The organism is Salmonella sp. 741265055_HSA, assembly GCF_046569525.1.
GTDB lineage: Bacteria > Pseudomonadota > Gammaproteobacteria > Enterobacterales > Enterobacteriaceae > Salmonella > Salmonella enterica.
Genome location: NZ_JBKFSQ010000030.1, coordinates 1 through 16,955, shown reverse-complemented (window position 1 = coordinate 16,955; position 16,955 = coordinate 1). Strand labels below are relative to the sequence as shown.

General features: G+C 56.5%; 10 protein-coding genes. 8 read left to right on the top strand and 2 right to left on the bottom strand.

The annotated features are described in order from the left end of the window. Positions 1–9: 9 nt before the first annotated feature. Complete coding sequence (locus ACLD4K_RS16210) at positions 10–3,000, top strand: MASE1 domain-containing protein (protein WP_411012147.1); 2,991 nt, start codon at positions 10–12, stop codon at positions 2,998–3,000. Here ACLD4K_RS16210 and alkA read toward each other — a convergent pair. Next, positions 2,968–3,837, bottom strand: coding sequence for a DNA-3-methyladenine glycosylase 2 (gene alkA / locus ACLD4K_RS16205; protein ID WP_023195399.1), 870 nt, complete (start codon positions 3,835–3,837; stop codon positions 2,968–2,970). The two genes, ACLD4K_RS16210 and alkA, sit on opposite strands and share 33 nt — an antisense overlap. Positions 3,838–3,970: 133 nt before the next feature. On the opposite strand from alkA, the gene yegD reads away from it, so the two are divergent. Further along, positions 3,971–5,323, top strand: coding sequence for a molecular chaperone (gene yegD / locus ACLD4K_RS16200; protein WP_411012146.1), 1,353 nt, complete (start codon positions 3,971–3,973; stop codon positions 5,321–5,323). A gap of 98 nt (positions 5,324–5,421) precedes the next feature. On the opposite strand, the gene ibsA is transcribed toward yegD, so the two are convergent. After that, positions 5,422–5,481 (bottom strand): type I toxin-antitoxin system Ibs family toxin, encoded by a 60-nt coding sequence (ibsA, locus tag ACLD4K_RS16195; protein ID WP_001805500.1) that lies wholly within the window; start codon positions 5,479–5,481, stop codon positions 5,422–5,424. Positions 5,482–5,763: 282 nt separating this feature from the next. Between ibsA and mdtA the strand changes: the two genes are divergently transcribed. Genes mdtA through baeR form a run of 6 tightly spaced genes read left to right on the top strand, consistent with a single transcriptional unit; the run spans position 5,764 to position 16,739 of the window. Beyond that, positions 5,764–7,005 (top strand): multidrug efflux RND transporter subunit MdtA, encoded by a 1,242-nt coding sequence (gene mdtA / locus ACLD4K_RS16190; RefSeq protein ID WP_000678813.1) that lies wholly within the window; start codon positions 5,764–5,766, stop codon positions 7,003–7,005. Beyond that, positions 7,005–10,127 (top strand): multidrug efflux RND transporter permease subunit MdtB, encoded by a 3,123-nt coding sequence (gene mdtB, locus ACLD4K_RS16185; RefSeq protein ID WP_411012145.1) that lies wholly within the window; start codon positions 7,005–7,007, stop codon positions 10,125–10,127. Before mdtA ends, mdtB begins: the two co-directional genes overlap by 1 nt. Then, positions 10,128–13,208, top strand: a complete 3,081-nt coding sequence (mdtC, locus tag ACLD4K_RS16180) for a multidrug efflux RND transporter permease subunit MdtC (RefSeq protein ID WP_411012144.1) — start codon at positions 10,128–10,130, stop codon at positions 13,206–13,208. Beyond that, positions 13,205–14,617 carry an MFS transporter gene (locus tag ACLD4K_RS16175; protein ID WP_000137818.1) on the top strand — a complete coding sequence of 471 codons (1,413 nt, stop codon included), beginning with the start codon at positions 13,205–13,207 and terminating at the stop codon, positions 14,615–14,617. The genes mdtC and ACLD4K_RS16175 overlap by 4 nt, the downstream gene beginning before the upstream one ends. Then, on the top strand, positions 14,617–16,020 hold the full coding sequence (gene baeS, locus ACLD4K_RS16170) for a two-component system sensor histidine kinase BaeS (RefSeq protein ID WP_000870081.1): 1,404 nt from the start codon (positions 14,617–14,619) through the stop codon (positions 16,018–16,020). Before ACLD4K_RS16175 ends, baeS begins: the two co-directional genes overlap by 1 nt. After that, positions 16,017–16,739, top strand: a complete 723-nt coding sequence (gene baeR, locus ACLD4K_RS16165; protein WP_000137854.1) for a two-component system response regulator BaeR — start codon at positions 16,017–16,019, stop codon at positions 16,737–16,739. The genes baeS and baeR overlap by 4 nt, the downstream gene beginning before the upstream one ends. The last annotated feature ends 216 nt before the right edge of the window (positions 16,740–16,955 follow it).

Here is a 16,955-nt window from a genome sequence, read left to right as displayed (position 1 = left end):
AGAGTGGTAATGAGTAAACCATCCCAACATGTTTTCGTTACCGTCCCCCACCCGCTATTGCGTCTGGTCAGTTTAGGCCTGGTCGCGTTTGTCTTTACGCTCTTTTCGCTCGTATTATCGCGTGTCGGCACCCAACTCGCGCCGCTGTGGTTCCCCACCTCCATTATGATGGTCGCGTTTTACCGCCATGCGGGCCGTCTGTGGCCAGGGATCGCGGTCGCCTGCTCGCTCGGCAGCATCGGCGCCTCACTGACTTTATTTCCTGCCGCCTCGCTTAACTTTAGCTGGACGGCAATAAATATTATCGAGGCGGCCACTGGCGCGATACTGCTGCGAAAACTGCTCGCCAGGTACAACCCCTTACAAAATTTGAATGACTGGTTCCGTCTGGCTATCGGTAGCGCCGTGATTCCGCCGCTACTCGGCGGCCTGTTATTTTGGCTGATAGCGCCGGAAGCGGTCGCCTCGAAAGCGTTTCTGGTTTGGGTATTATCGGAAGCCATCGGCGCGCTGGCGCTGGTGCCGTTAGGTTTACTGTTTAAACCACACTATCTGTTGCGTCATCGTGACCCGCATCTGTTGCTGGAAACGCTATTGACGCTGATCATTACGCTGGCGCTAAGCTGGCTCGCTATGCGCTATATTCCGTGGCCATTTACGTGCGTTATCGTCCTGTTAATGTGGAGTGCGGTGCGCCTGCCGCGAATGGAGGCGTTTTTAATTTTTTTAGCTACCGTTATCGTGGTCTCGCTCATGCTGGCCAATGACCCCACGCTGCTCGCCACGCCGAAAATCGACGTGATGGTCAATATGCCGTGGCTGCCTTTTTTAATGATCCTGCTGCCTGCCAATATGATGACGATGGTGATGTACGCGTTTCGCACGGAGCGTAAACATATCACCGAGAGCGAATCCCGCTTTCGCAACGCGATGGAGTATTCCGCCATTGGTATGGCGCTGGTCGGTACGGAGGGTCAGTGGCTACAGGTCAATAAATCTCTGAGCCATTTTCTTGGCTATAGCCAGGATGAATTACGCACGATGACATTTCAGCAATTGACCTGGCCGGAAGACCTGAATAACGACCTTGAACAGCTAAACATGCTGGTGCGCGGCGACATCAACAGCTATTCCATGGAAAAACGCTACTACACCCGCAACGGCGATGTCGTCTGGGCGCTACTGGCCGTCTCGCTGGTTCGGCATAAAGACAATAAACCTCTCTATTTTATTGCTCAGATTGAAGATATTAACGATCTCAAGCAAAGCGAGCAGGAAAACCAGCGGTTGATGGAGCGTATTACACAGGCGAACGACGCGCTATTTCAGGAAAAAGAACGGTTGCACATCACGCTTGACTCTATCGGAGAAGCGGTGGTGTGTATTGATGTCGCGATGAATATCACCTTTATGAACCCGATCGCCGAGAAGATGAGCGGCTGGCGGCAAGAGGATGCTTTAGGCGCGCCATTATTAACGGTTCTGCGCATTACGTCAGGTGATAAGGGGCCGCTGCTGGAGGATATTTATCGCGCCGACAGGTCGCGATCGGACATGGAACAGGAGATAGTGCTCCATTGTCATAACGGCGGCAGCTACGATATTCATTACAGTATCACGCCGCTCAGTACGCTTGACGGCGATAAGATTGGTTCGGTTCTGGTTATCCAGGACGTTACCGAATCACGAAAAATGTTACGCCAGCTCAGCTACAGCGCAACGCATGACGCCCTCACCCATCTTGCCAACCGCGCCAGTTTTGAAAAACAGCTTCAACAGCGCCTGCAAACAATACAGGAATCGCCTCAACATCATGCGCTGGTGTTTATCGATCTGGACCGTTTTAAAGCGGTTAACGACAGCGCGGGACATGCCGCCGGCGACGCCTTATTGCGCGAGCTCGCGTCACTGATGCTCAGTATGCTTCGATCCGGCGATCTTCTGGCCCGTCTGGGTGGCGATGAGTTTGGCCTGTTGCTGCCGGATTGTAATAGTGACAGCGCGCGCTTTATCGTGACGCGGCTTATCAACGCCGTTAATGAATATCACTTTATGTGGGAAGGACGCCTGCATCGGATCGGCGCCAGCGCCGGGATCACAATGATAAATGAACATAACTGCCAGCTCACAGAGGTCGTGTCTCAGGCCGATATTGCCTGCTACGCCGCGAAAAATAGCGGTCGCGGCCGTCTGACCGTGTACGAACCGCAGCACGCATTAACCTCCTCAAAGGGAATGATGCCGCTGGAAGAACAGTGGCATATGATTAAAAATAACCACCTGCTGATGCTTGCCAGAAACGTCGCGCCGCCGCGTACGCCGGAGGCCACCAGCTTTTGGCTGGTCTCACTCAGGCTGTGGACCAGCGAAGGGGAAGTGATGGAAGAGCGCGCGTTCCGGGCAGGGTTAGCCGACTCCGCGCTGCATCACGCGCTTGACCGACGGGTATTCCATGAGTTTTTCCACCATGCGGCGACCGCCGTCGCCAGCAAGGGATTAAGCGTTGCGCTGCCGCTGTCCGCCGCGGGATTATGCAGCGCGACCCTTATTGATGAACTGCTGGAACAACTGGAGCATAGCCCACTGCCGCCACGGTTATTACACCTGATTATCCCGGCTGACGTTATCGTTAAGCAGGCGCAGACCGCCGCTGCGACTCTGCGAAAACTGCGGCAACGCGGCTGCCAGGTGATTCTCAGCCATGTCGGGCGCGATTTACAAATGTTTAATTTACTGACCCCGCATATCGCCGATTATTTACTGCTGGATAGCGACCTTATCACCAACGTTCATGAAAGTTTAATGGATGAAATGCTGACCTCGATCATCCAGGGACACTCCCAGCATCTGGACATCAAAACGCTCGTCGGGCCGGTACAAACCCCACAGGTGCTGGATACGCTCTCCCGTATTGGCGTGGATCTGATTTATGGCGACACTATCGCCGAAGCGCAACCGTTGGATTTGTTACTGAATACCAGCTATTTCGCTATCCATTGACGGTTGCCAGCCGTGGGTATACCAGATATGCAGGAGCGCGTAGGAACGCCACGGTTTCCAGCGCTCCGCGTAGCGACGGATCTGCGCGGCCGTCATCCCGGCGAAGCGCTGCTTAATTAAGTAATCATCGGGTAAAAAGATATCTTTTGCCTGCCAACCGCGCAGGGCGAAATAGTTCGCCGTCCAGCGGCCAATTCCCGGAAACGTTTGTAAATTTTTAACGCTCTGCTCAATATCCGGCGGCGCGGCAAGCGCCAGTTTTCCCGCCAGAGTCGCCTGCGCCAGATGAATCAGCGCTTCGGCGCGCCGCAGCGGCATCCCCAGAGCTTTAAGCGCCAGCGGATCGGCCAACGCCAGCGTTTCCGGACCGGGAAAACAGACATAATCGGGCGCATCCGGCAACGCCTCGCCATAGCGGCGCGCCACTTTCGCCGTCAACCTTGCCGCCATCGCGACACTCACCAGTTGCCCCAGTATCGCCCGCACGCCTTGTTCAAACGTATCAACCGATCCCGGTAAACGCAGCCCCGGTCTGTCCTCGCCCAGTGGCCCCAGCACGGCGGCAACCTGCGCGGGCTGGCAGTCAAGATCAAACAGACGCGAAACCTTCGCCAGACACGCCGGCGCGACGGGAAGTAATCCGGCGCTCACGCTAACCTGCACAGTGTGGGTGGGCAGATGGGGCCTCACGCTGACCAGTCCGCGATGCTCGCCCACCACCAGGCTGCGCGCATAAAAGCCCTCGCCTACCGTTTCCACGCCGTCCACCGCACGCGCGGCAAGAAAGCCCAACATCCACGACCAGTCGTAAGGCGGCTGCCAGCTCAGGGTAAACATACTTTTCTCCTTTATTTGACCTTTCAGCATAAACGCTAATCGCACGCAACGCCTTGCTTTCATATTCCAGTTGTCGCCGCGACGACATTTCGCTAAAGTCACGCCCCTTCTTCACTGGCATGGGGATTTTAAGGTGTTTATAGGATTTGATTACGGTACGGCAAACTGCTCGGTCGCCATTATGCGCGACGGGCATCCACAGTTGCTGACAATGGAGAATAACAGCGCATTACTGCCGTCTATGCTGTGCGCGCCGACACGCGAAGCGGTGAGCGAGTGGCTGTATCGCCATCATGATGTGCCGGCAACGGACGAAGAAACCCAGGCGCTGCTGCGCCGCGCGATACGCTACAACCGCGAGGAAGATATTGAGGTTGGCGCGCAAAGCGTACAGTTTGGTCTGGCGTCGCTGGCGCACTATATTGACGATCCCCAGGAGGTCTGGTTTGTCAAATCGCCAAAATCCTTTTTAGGCGCCAGCGGCCTGAAACCGCAGCAGGTCGCGCTGTTTGAAGATTTGGTCTGCGCCATGATGGTACATATTCGTCATACGGCGCACAGCCAATTACCGGAGGCCATTACCCAGGCGGTGATCGGTCGCCCGATCAACTTTCAGGGACTCGGCGGCGATGACGCGAACCGCCAGGCGCAGGGTATTCTGGAGCGGGCGGCAAAACGCGCCGGTTTTCAGGAGGTGGTATTCCAGTACGAACCGGTCGCGGCGGGCCTGGACTACGAGGCTACGCTGCGGGAAGAGAAGCGTGTGCTGGTCGTGGATATTGGCGGCGGTACCACCGACTGTTCCATGCTGCTGATGGGGCCGCAGTGGCGTCAGCGCGCCGATCGTGAAAGCAGCCTGTTGGGGCACAGCGGTTGCCGCGTGGGCGGAAACGATCTGGATATCGCGCTGGCCTTTAAAAATCTGATGCCTTTGCTGGGCATGGGCGGCGAAACCGAAAAAGGCATCGCCCTGCCGGTACTGCCGTGGTGGAACGCCGTCGCGATTAACGACGTCCCGGCGCAAAGCGATTTTTACAGTAGCGCGAATGGTCGTCTGTTGAATGATTTGGTTCGCAACGCGCGTGAAGCAGACAAGGTCGCGTTGCTGCTCAAGGTCTGGCGCCAGCGGCTTAGTTACCGCCTGGTACGCTGCGCGGAAGAGAGCAAAATCGCCCTTTCCGGCCAGGCGGATGTTACGGCGAAGCTGCCATTTATCAGCGACGACCTGGCGGTCGCTATCAGCCAGCAAGGACTGGAAGCGGCGCTGGATCAACCGCTGGCGCGTATTCTGGAACAGGTGCAACTGGCGCTGGACAGCGCGCAGGAAAAACCGGATGTCATCTATCTGACCGGCGGCAGCGCCCGTTCGCCATTGATTAAAAAAGCGCTTTCCGAACAGCTACCGGGCATACCCGTCGCTGGCGGCGATGATTTCGGCTCCGTCACCGCAGGACTGGCTCGCTGGGCAGAGGTCGTTTTCCGCTAAGCGCCTCGCAAGCCCAGCGCTGATGGATTGACATTATTCTTGATGTGGCTTAACGTCAGGAGTGAGGGTAAGGGAGGATTCCTCCTCCCCCTGGTGTCTTAGTAAGCCTGGAAGCTAATCACTAAGAGTATCACCAGTATGATGACTACCTTCATCATAACCCTTTCCTTATTTTGGCCCCTTCCTCGGGAGGGGCTTTCCCGTTTCAGCGTCCTGCTGAAATCGGTGGCTTACCTTTATTGCCGTGCCGCCACTTTACCGCACTCCGGCGCGTTAACGATTTTCACCGATGAGAGTTGCGTAGCGCCTCGCAAAGCGGGTCGCCATTCAGAATAATCCCGACCGTGTTCCATAATTCCTCCATTTTTCTCCCTTCCCTGCTGACTACAATAGAGGGAGCAACATTCCGCAAAACGTTTCAGGATGAGAAACTTATACCGATGAAAGGCAGTAATACTTTCCGCTGGGCAATAGCGATTGGGGTTGTAGTGGCCGCCGCCGCATTCTGGTTCTGGCATAGCCGTAGCGAAAGCCCGACCGCCGCGCCGGGCGTCGCCGCGCAAGCGCCGCATACCGCCGCCGCAGGTCGCCGCGGTATGCGCGACGGCCCTCTGGCGCCGGTACAGGCCGCGACCGCGACCACGCAGGCCGTACCGCGCTATCTGAGCGGGCTGGGTACCGTGACCGCAGCGAATACCGTTACGGTGCGTAGCCGCGTGGACGGTCAACTCATCGCCCTGCACTTTCAGGAAGGTCAGCAGGTCAACGCAGGCGATCTGCTGGCGCAAATCGATCCCAGCCAGTTTAAGGTCGCCCTGGCGCAGGCTCAGGGACAGTTGGCAAAAGATAACGCTACGCTGGCGAATGCACGTCGTGATCTGGCGCGCTATCAGCAACTGGCAAAAACCAATCTGGTTTCCCGTCAGGAACTGGATGCGCAACAGGCGCTGGTCAACGAAACCCAGGGAACCATTAAAGCGGATGAAGCCAATGTCGCCAGCGCGCAGTTACAGCTCGACTGGAGTCGTATCACGGCCCCGGTCTCGGGACGCGTAGGTTTGAAACAGGTGGATGTCGGCAACCAGATTTCCAGCAGCGATACCGCCGGTATTGTCGTCATTACGCAAACGCACCCGATTGATCTCATTTTTACTCTGCCGGAAAGCGATATCGCGACCGTAGTTCAGGCACAGAAAGCGGGGAAAGCGCTGGTCGTAGAAGCCTGGGATCGGACTAACTCGCACAAATTGAGCGAAGGTGTGTTGCTCAGTCTGGACAACCAGATTGATCCCACAACGGGAACGATCAAAATTAAAGCGCGCTTTACCAATCAGGACGATACGCTGTTCCCCAATCAATTTGTGAACGCCCGGATGCTGGTCGATACCGAACAAAATGCCGTTGTGGTGCCTGCCGCGGCGGTGCAAATGGGCAATGAGGGCCACTTTGTGTGGGTGCTGAACGACGAAAATAACGTCAGCAAGAAGCGGGTAAAAATCGGTATTCAGGATAACCGAAACGTGGTGATCAGCGCAGGCTTGTCGGCAGGCGATCGCGTCGTTACCGATGGTATTGATCGGCTGACGGAAGGCGCAAAAGTCGAGGTCGTTGAGCCGCAAACCACCGTGGCGGATGAAAAATCCCCTTCCCGCCATGAAGGTCAAAAAGGAGCGCGCGCCTGATGCAGGTATTACCTCCGGGCAGCACGGGCGGCCCTTCGCGTCTGTTTATTCTGCGCCCCGTGGCCACCACTCTGCTGATGGCGGCGATTTTACTCGCCGGGATTATCGGCTACCGCTTCCTGCCCGTCGCCGCTTTGCCGGAGGTCGACTACCCCACTATTCAGGTTGTTACGCTCTACCCTGGCGCCAGCCCGGATGTCATGACCTCCGCCGTCACCGCGCCGCTTGAGCGCCAGTTCGGCCAGATGTCGGGACTTAAGCAGATGTCGTCGCAAAGCTCCGGCGGCGCATCGGTGGTGACGCTACAGTTTCAGTTGACGCTGCCGCTGGACGTTGCCGAGCAGGAAGTACAGGCGGCGATTAACGCAGCCACCAATTTATTGCCTTCCGACCTGCCGAATCCGCCGATTTACAGCAAAGTCAACCCGGCGGACCCGCCGATTATGACGCTTGCCGTCACCTCAAACGCGATGCCGATGACCCAGGTAGAGGACATGGTAGAAACCCGCGTGGCGCAGAAGATCTCGCAGGTCTCCGGCGTCGGGCTGGTGACGCTTGCCGGCGGGCAGCGCCCTGCGGTACGCGTAAAACTGAATGCTCAGGCTATCGCCGCGCTCGGTCTGACCAGCGAAACGGTCCGTACCGCAATTACCGGCGCCAACGTCAACTCGGCGAAAGGCAGTCTGGATGGCCCCGAACGGGCGGTGACGCTTTCTGCTAACGATCAGATGCAGTCTGCCGACGAATACCGCAGGCTTATCATCGCGTATCAAAACGGCGCGCCGGTACGGCTGGGCGATGTCGCCACCGTCGAACAGGGGGCGGAAAATAGCTGGCTCGGCGCATGGGCGAATCAAGCGCCGGCTATCGTGATGAACGTTCAACGCCAGCCTGGCGCCAATATCATTGCGACAGCGGACAGCATTCGCCAGATGCTGCCCCAACTTACCGAAAGCCTGCCGAAATCGGTGAAGGTCACGGTCCTGTCCGATCGCACCACCAATATTCGTGCTTCCGTGCGCGATACCCAGTTTGAACTGATGCTGGCGATCGCACTGGTCGTCATGATTATCTATCTGTTTTTACGTAATATTCCCGCCACAATTATTCCCGGCGTCGCCGTACCGCTGTCGCTTATCGGCACCTTTGCGGTGATGGTATTTTTGGATTTTTCCATTAATAACCTGACGCTGATGGCGCTCACTATCGCCACGGGTTTCGTAGTGGACGATGCGATTGTGGTGATCGAGAACATCTCGCGCTACATCGAAAAAGGAGAAAAACCGCTGGCGGCGGCGCTCAAAGGCGCGGGCGAAATCGGCTTTACCATTATTTCCCTCACCTTTTCCCTGATTGCGGTGCTGATCCCGTTGCTCTTTATGGGCGATATTGTTGGTCGACTGTTCCGCGAATTTGCAGTGACGTTGGCGGTAGCGATTTTAATCTCCGCCGTCGTCTCTTTGACGCTCACGCCCATGATGTGTGCGCGTATGCTCAGCCAGCAGTCTCTGCGTAAACAAAACCGCTTTTCCCGCGCCTGCGAGCGGATGTTTGACCGCGTGATCGCCAGCTACGGACGCGGATTAGCGAAAGTGCTCAACCATCCGTGGCTTACATTGAGCGTGGCATTCGCCACGCTCCTGCTCAGCGTTATGCTGTGGATAGTCATCCCGAAAGGATTCTTTCCGGTACAGGATAACGGCATTATCCAGGGGACGCTGCAGGCTCCGCAATCGTCATCGTATGCCAGTATGGCGCAACGTCAGCGCCAGGTGGCGGAGCGGATATTACAGGACCCGGCGGTACAAAGCCTGACGACTTTTGTTGGCGTAGACGGCGCTAACCCCACGCTGAATAGCGCGCGCCTGCAAATTAACCTCAAGCCGCTGGATGCGCGTGATGACCGCGTGCAGCAGGTGATCTCCCGGCTGCAAACCGCCGTGGCGACGATTCCCGGCGTGGTGCTGTATCTCCAGCCGACGCAGGATTTAACCATCGACACGCAGGTCAGCCGCACGCAGTATCAGTTTACCCTGCAGGCCACGACGCTCGATGCGCTCAGCCACTGGGTGCCAAAACTGCTGAACGTGCTACAGTCGTTGCCACAGCTCTCTGAGGTAAGCAGCGACTGGCAAGATCGGGGATTAGCGGCCTGGGTGAATGTCGACCGCGACAGCGCCAGCCGTCTGGGTATCAGCATGGCGGATGTGGATAACGCGCTCTACAACGCGTTCGGACAACGCCTGATTTCAACGATTTATACCCAGGCGAACCAGTACCGCGTCGTGCTGGAACATAATACCGCCAGCACGCCGGGCCTGGCGGCGCTGGAGACGATTCGCCTGACGAGCCGCGACGGCGGCACCGTACCGCTCAGCGCGATTGCCCGCATTGAGCAGCGCTTTGCCCCGCTCTCCATCAATCATTTAGATCAGTTTCCGGTGACGACATTTTCGTTTAACGTGCCGGAGGGCTATTCGCTCGGCGATGCGGTGCAGGCGATTCTCGATACGGAAAAAACGCTCGCCCTGCCAGCGGATATTACAACGCAGTTTCAGGGTAGTACGCTCGCCTTCCAGGCGGCGCTGGGCAGCACCGTCTGGCTTATTGTCGCCGCCGTGGTGGCGATGTATATCGTGCTCGGCGTGCTGTATGAGAGTTTTATCCATCCGATCACGATTCTCTCAACGCTGCCTACGGCGGGCGTCGGCGCGCTGCTGGCGCTGATCATCGCCGGTAGCGAGCTCGATATTATCGCCATTATCGGCATTATTTTGCTGATCGGCATCGTGAAGAAAAACGCCATCATGATGATTGACTTCGCCCTCGCCGCCGAACGCGAACAGGGGATGAGTCCGCGCGACGCTATCTTCCAGGCCTGTCTGCTGCGTTTTCGACCGATTCTGATGACCACGCTGGCGGCGTTGCTCGGGGCATTGCCATTAATGTTGAGTACCGGCGTTGGCGCGGAATTACGTCGCCCGTTGGGGATCGCGATGGTGGGCGGCCTACTGGTCAGCCAGGTATTAACTCTGTTTACCACTCCGGTGATTTATCTCCTGTTTGACCGCCTGTCGCTGTACGTGAAAAGTCGCTTTCCGCGCCATAAAGAGGAGGTGTAGATGCGCTTTTTTGCCCTTTTCATCTACCGCCCGGTCGCTACCATTTTGATTGCCGCCGCCATTACGCTGTGCGGCATTCTGGGCTTTCGTCTGCTGCCGGTCGCCCCGCTGCCGCAGGTCGATTTCCCGGTGATTATGGTTAGCGCCTCGCTACCGGGCGCCTCGCCGGAAACCATGGCTTCGTCGGTGGCGACGCCGTTGGAACGTTCTCTGGGACGCATTGCAGGCGTCAATGAAATGACCTCCAGCAGCTCGCTCGGCAGTACGCGCATTATTCTCGAATTTAATTTCGATCGTGATATTAACGGCGCGGCGCGCGACGTGCAGGCCGCCATTAACGCCGCGCAAAGCTTGTTGCCAGGCGGAATGCCCAGCCGCCCGACTTATCGCAAGGCCAACCCGTCCGACGCCCCGATTATGATTTTAACGCTCACCTCGGAGAGCTGGTCACAGGGCAAACTGTATGATTTCGCCTCTACCCAACTGGCGCAAACCATCGCGCAAATTGACGGCGTCGGCGACGTTGACGTCGGCGGCAGCTCCCTGCCCGCAGTACGTGTAGGCTTAAACCCGCAGGCGCTCTTTAACCAGGGCGTCTCGCTGGATGAGGTCCGCGAAGCGATCGACAGCGCCAACGTACGCCGACCGCAAGGCGCAATTGAAGATAGCGTCCACCGCTGGCAAATCCAGACCAACGACGAACTGAAAACCGCCGCCGAATACCAGCCGCTGATTATTCACTATAACAACGGCGCGGCGGTACGCCTGGGCGACGTCGCCAGCGTCACCGACTCGGTGCAGGATGTCCGTAACGCCGGGATGACGAACGCTAAACCCGCTATTTTGTTGATGATCCGCAAGCTGCCGGAGGCCAATATTATTCAGACGGTCGACGGCATCCGGGCAAAACTGCCGGAACTGCGGGCAATGATCCCCGCCGCTATCGATTTACAAATCGCCCAGGATCGTTCGCCGACGATTCGCGCGTCGCTGCAAGAGGTAGAAGAGACGCTGGCTATCTCTGTCGCGCTGGTGATCCTGGTGGTGTTTTTATTCCTGCGTTCCGGGCGCGCCACGCTAATCCCCGCCGTCGCCGTTCCCGTTTCGCTCATCGGCACCTTCGCCGCCATGTATCTGTGCGGCTTCAGCCTCAACAATCTGTCGCTGATGGCGCTGACTATCGCGACCGGGTTTGTCGTTGATGATGCCATTGTGGTGCTGGAAAATATCGCCCGCCATCTGGAGGCGGGAATGAAACCTTTGCAGGCGGCATTACAGGGTACGCGGGAAGTCGGGTTTACGGTCATCTCCATGAGTCTGTCGCTGGTGGCGGTATTTCTGCCGCTGCTGTTAATGGGCGGTCTGCCAGGGCGATTATTACGGGAATTCGCCGTTACCCTCTCGGTGGCGATTGGCATTTCGCTGGTGGTCTCGCTCACGCTGACGCCGATGATGTGCGGCTGGATGCTTAAATCAAGCAAACCGCGCACCCAACCGCGTAAACGGGGCGTTGGCCGTTTGCTGGTTGCCTTGCAACAGGGTTACGGCACGTCGTTAAAATGGGTGCTTAATCATACGCGTCTTGTCGGTGTGGTTTTTCTTGGCACCATTGCGCTGAACATCTGGCTTTATATCACCATCCCTAAAACATTCTTTCCGGAGCAGGACACTGGCGTGTTGATGGGCGGTATTCAGGCTGACCAGAGCATCTCTTTCCAGGCCATGCGCGGCAAGCTGCAGGATTTTATGAAAATTATTCGCGACGATCCGGCGGTGAATAATGTCACTGGTTTTACCGGCGGCTCGCGGGTGAATAGCGGCATGATGTTTATTACGCTGAAGCCGCGCGGCGAACGCAAAGAGACGGCGCAGCAAGTCATTGATCGACTGCGGGTCAAACTGGCAAAAGAACCCGGCGCCAGGCTGTTTCTGATGGCGGTACAGGATATTCGCGTCGGCGGGCGGCAGGCTAACGCCAGTTACCAATATACGTTGCTGTCTGACTCTCTGGCGGCGCTGCGCGAGTGGGAGCCGAAAATACGCAAAGCGCTCTCGGCCCTGCCGCAACTGGCGGACGTAAACTCCGACCAGCAGGATAACGGCGCGGAGATGAACCTTATCTACGACCGCGACACCATGTCACGACTGGGCATTGATGTTCAGGCCGCAAACAGTCTGTTAAATAATGCTTTCGGCCAGCGGCAAATTTCCACCATTTATCAGCCGATGAACCAGTATAAAGTGGTGATGGAAGTCGATCCGCGCTATAGCCAGGATATCAGCGCGCTGGAGAAAATGTTCGTTATCAACCGCGACGGAAAAGCGATTCCCCTCTCTTATTTCGCCCAATGGCGGCCCGCCAATGCGCCGCTGTCGGTGAACCATCAGGGACTTTCCGCGGCGTCCACGATTGCCTTTAACCTGCCGACCGGCACATCGTTATCGCAGGCGACGGAGGCCATTAATCGCACCATGACGCAGCTTGGCGTCCCCCCGACGGTACGCGGCAGTTTTTCCGGAACGGCGCAAGTGTTCCAGCAGACCATGAATTCGCAGCTTATTTTGATAGTGGCGGCGATCGCTACCGTCTACATTGTGCTGGGGATACTGTACGAAAGTTACGTCCATCCGCTGACCATTCTCTCTACTCTGCCATCGGCGGGCGTTGGGGCGCTTCTGGCGCTGGAGCTCTTCAATGCCCCTTTCAGCCTAATCGCCCTGATAGGGATCATGCTATTAATTGGCATTGTGAAGAAAAACGCCATTATGATGGTCGATTTTGCGCTTGAAGCGCAACGAAGCGGCGGCCTGACGCCGGAACAAGCCATTTACCAGGCCTGCTTGTTACGCTTCCGTCCAATAATGATGACCACGCTGGCGGCGCTGTTCGGCGCACTGCCATTGGTGTTATCTGGCGGAGACGGTTCGGAATTACGGCAGCCGTTGGGGATAACCATTGTCGGCGGTTTGGTCATGAGCCAGCTCCTGACGCTCTATACCACGCCGGTGGTGTACCTCTTTTTCGATCGTCTGCGACTGCGTTTTTCGCGTAAAAATAGCAAACCGGTAGTAGAGATATGACAGAACTTCCTGACAACACCCGCTGGCAACTCTGGATTGTGGCATTCGGCTTTTTTATGCAGTCGCTGGATACCACCATCGTCAACACTGCGCTGCCCTCCATGGCGAAAAGCCTGGGGGAAAGCCCGCTGCATATGCACATGGTAGTGGTGTCATATGTTCTTACCGTCGCCGTAATGCTCCCCGCCAGCGGCTGGCTGGCAGACAAAATCGGCGTGCGTAATATTTTCTTTGCCGCCATTGTGCTGTTCACGCTGGGTTCGCTGTTTTGCGCCCTTTCCGGCACGCTTAATCAACTGGTATTAGCGCGGGTTTTACAAGGCGTAGGCGGCGCGATGATGGTGCCGGTCGGACGCCTGACGGTCATGAAAATCGTGCCGCGCGCGCAATATATGGCGGCGATGACCTTCGTCACCCTACCGGGACAGATCGGGCCGTTACTCGGCCCCGCGCTGGGCGGGGTGCTGGTGGAATATGCTTCATGGCACTGGATCTTTCTGATCAATATCCCGGTGGGAATTGTCGGCGCTATGGCAACCTTTATGCTGATGCCAAACTACACCATAGAGACCCGGCGCTTTGATCTGCCGGGGTTCCTGCTGTTAGCTATCGGCATGGCGGTACTCACGCTGGCGCTGGACGGTAGTAAAAGCATGGGGATCTCGCCCTGGACATTAGCCGGACTTGCTGCGGGCGGCGCGGCAGCCATTCTACTCTATCTCTTCCATGCCAAAAAAAACTCAGGTGCGTTATTCAGCCTGCGATTGTTCCGCACGCCCACGTTTTCACTGGGGTTGCTGGGCAGTTTTGCCGGGCGTATCGGCAGCGGTATGCTGCCGTTTATGACGCCGGTCTTTTTGCAAATTGGTCTTGGTTTTTCACCGTTTCATGCCGGTTTGATGATGATCCCCATGGTGCTGGGCAGCATGGGAATGAAGCGGATTGTGGTGCAGATAGTTAACCGTTTTGGCTATCGTCGGGTTCTGGTGGCGACCACGCTCGGACTGGCATTGGTTAGCCTGTTGTTTATGTCGGTCGCGCTGCTCGGCTGGTATTATCTCCTGCCGCTGGTACTGCTTTTGCAGGGAATGGTGAACTCGGCGCGCTTTTCTTCCATGAATACCTTAACGCTAAAAGACCTTCCCGATACGCTGGCCAGCAGCGGCAATAGCTTATTATCGATGATTATGCAGCTCTCGATGAGTATCGGCGTCACTATTGCCGGAATGCTGCTGGGTATGTTTGGCCAACAGCATATCGGGATAGACAGTAGCGCCACACATCACGTCTTTATGTACACCTGGTTATGTATGGCGGTTATTATCGCGCTACCGGCGATAATTTTTGCCCGCGTGCCGAACGATACACAGCAAAACATGGTCATTTCACGGCGTAAAAGGAGCCTGTAATGAAAGTCTGGCGGCCCGGAATCACCGGCAAGCTGTTTCTGGCGATTTTCGCCACCTGCATCGTGCTGCTGATCAGTATGCATTGGGCCGTGCGCGTCAGTTTTGAACGCGGATTTATTGACTATATCAAACACGGCAACGAGCAGCGGCTACAAATGCTGGGCGATGCGCTGGGCGACCAGTACCAGCAACACGGCAACTGGCGTTTTTTACGCAACAACGATCGCTTCGTTTTCCAGATTCTGCGTTCATTTGAGCATGACAACGACCGGGATAAACCCGGCCCCGGTATGCCGCCGCACGGTTGGCGCACCCAGTTCTGGGTCGTCGATCAAAATGGCCGGGTGCTGGTCGGCCCACGCGGTCCGGTGCCGCATGACGGTACTCGCCGCCCCATTCTGGTCAATGGCGTCGAAGTCGGCGCGATTATCGCCTCTCCTGTCGAGCGGCTGACGCGCAATACGGATATTAATTTTGATATGCAGCAGCGGCGCGCCAGTTGGATGATCGTGGCGTTATCAACGTTACTGGCCGCGCTGGCGACATTTTTGCTGGCGCGTGGCCTGCTCGCCCCGGTCAAACGGTTGGTCGAGGGTACGCACAGACTGGCGGCGGGGGATTTTACCACGCGCGTGACTCCAACCAGCGCTGATGAGCTGGGAAAACTGGCGCAAGACTTTAACCAGCTTGCCAGCACGCTGGAAAAAAACCAGCAGATGCGCCGCGACTTTATGGCGGATATTTCCCACGAACTGCGCACGCCGCTGGCGGTATTGCGCGGCGAACTGGAAGCCATTCAGGATGGCGTTCGCCAGTTCACGCCAGAATCGGTTACCTCGCTACAGGCGGAAGTCGGTACGCTTACCAAACTGGTTGACGACCTGCATCAGCTGTCGTTGTCTGACGAGGGCGCGCTGGCTTACCAAAAAACGACCGTCGATCTTGTTCCCCTGTTGGAAGTCGCTGGCGGCGCGTTCAGAGAGCGCTTTACCAGCCGGGGGCTAACGTTACATTACGCGTTGCCGGATAGCATGACCGTCTTCGGCGACCCGGATCGCCTGATGCAACTGTTTAATAATCTACTGGAAAACAGTCTGCGCTACACCGACAGCGGCGGCGGCCTGCATATTTCCGCCGAACAACGCGACAAATCATTATTCCTGACCTTTGCCGATTCTGCACCGGGCGTCAGCGATGAACAGTTACAAAAGCTTTTTGACCGTTTTTACCGCACGGAAGTGTCCCGTAACCGCGCCAGCGGCGGTTCTGGACTGGGGCTGGCAATATGCGTCAATATTGTACACGCGCATAACGGTCATCTTCACGCCGCTCATTCGCCTTTTGGCGGGGTTAGCATTACAGTAGAGTTACCGCTGGATCGCGATTTACAGAGAGAAGTATGACTGAATTACCCATTGATGAAAACACGCCGCGCATTTTGATTGTTGAAGATGAACCCAAGCTGGGTCAGCTGCTTATTGACTACTTACGCGCGGCGAGTTACGCCCCCACGCTCATCAATCACGGCGACAAGGTACTGCCGTATGTGCGTCAAACGCCGCCGGATCTGATCCTGCTGGATCTGATGCTGCCGGGTACCGATGGTCTGACGCTATGCCGGGAGATTCGTCGTTTTTCCGACATCCCCATTGTGATGGTCACGGCCAAAATCGAAGAGATCGACCGGCTGCTTGGGCTGGAAATCGGCGCCGATGATTATATCTGTAAGCCTTACAGCCCACGCGAAGTCGTGGCCCGCGTGAAAACCATTTTGCGCCGCTGTAAACCGCAGCGCGAACTCCAGCAGCAGGATGCCGAAAGCCCGTTAATGATTGATGAAAGCCGCTTTCAGGCCTCCTGGTGTGGTAAAGCGCTGGATTTAACCCCCGCTGAATTCCGCCTGCTAAAAACCTTATCGCTTGAACCGGGTAAAGTTTTTTCCCGCGAGCAGTTGTTAAACCACCTCTACGACGACTACCGTGTGGTGACCGATCGTACTATCGACAGCCACATTAAAAACCTGCGCCGTAAACTGGAATCGCTGGATGCCGAACAGTCATTTATACGCGCGGTCTACGGGGTGGGATATCGCTGGGAAGCGGATGCGTGTCGCCTGGTATAATGATTATTGGCATAACAAGGTCGTAAGACGATATTTTCCGCCAACGCTATTCTGGCGGAATTAACACACTGTCCTCTTTCCTTTGGCCGAGCGGTATCCCGAAAACCACGACGAACGCGATCGGGGACAATAAATTATTTAGCCGCTCTTTTTAGTTTACCGATATATACCCTTCATACTTCAAGTCGCTTATGTGTTGGCTACGCTCACTCACCC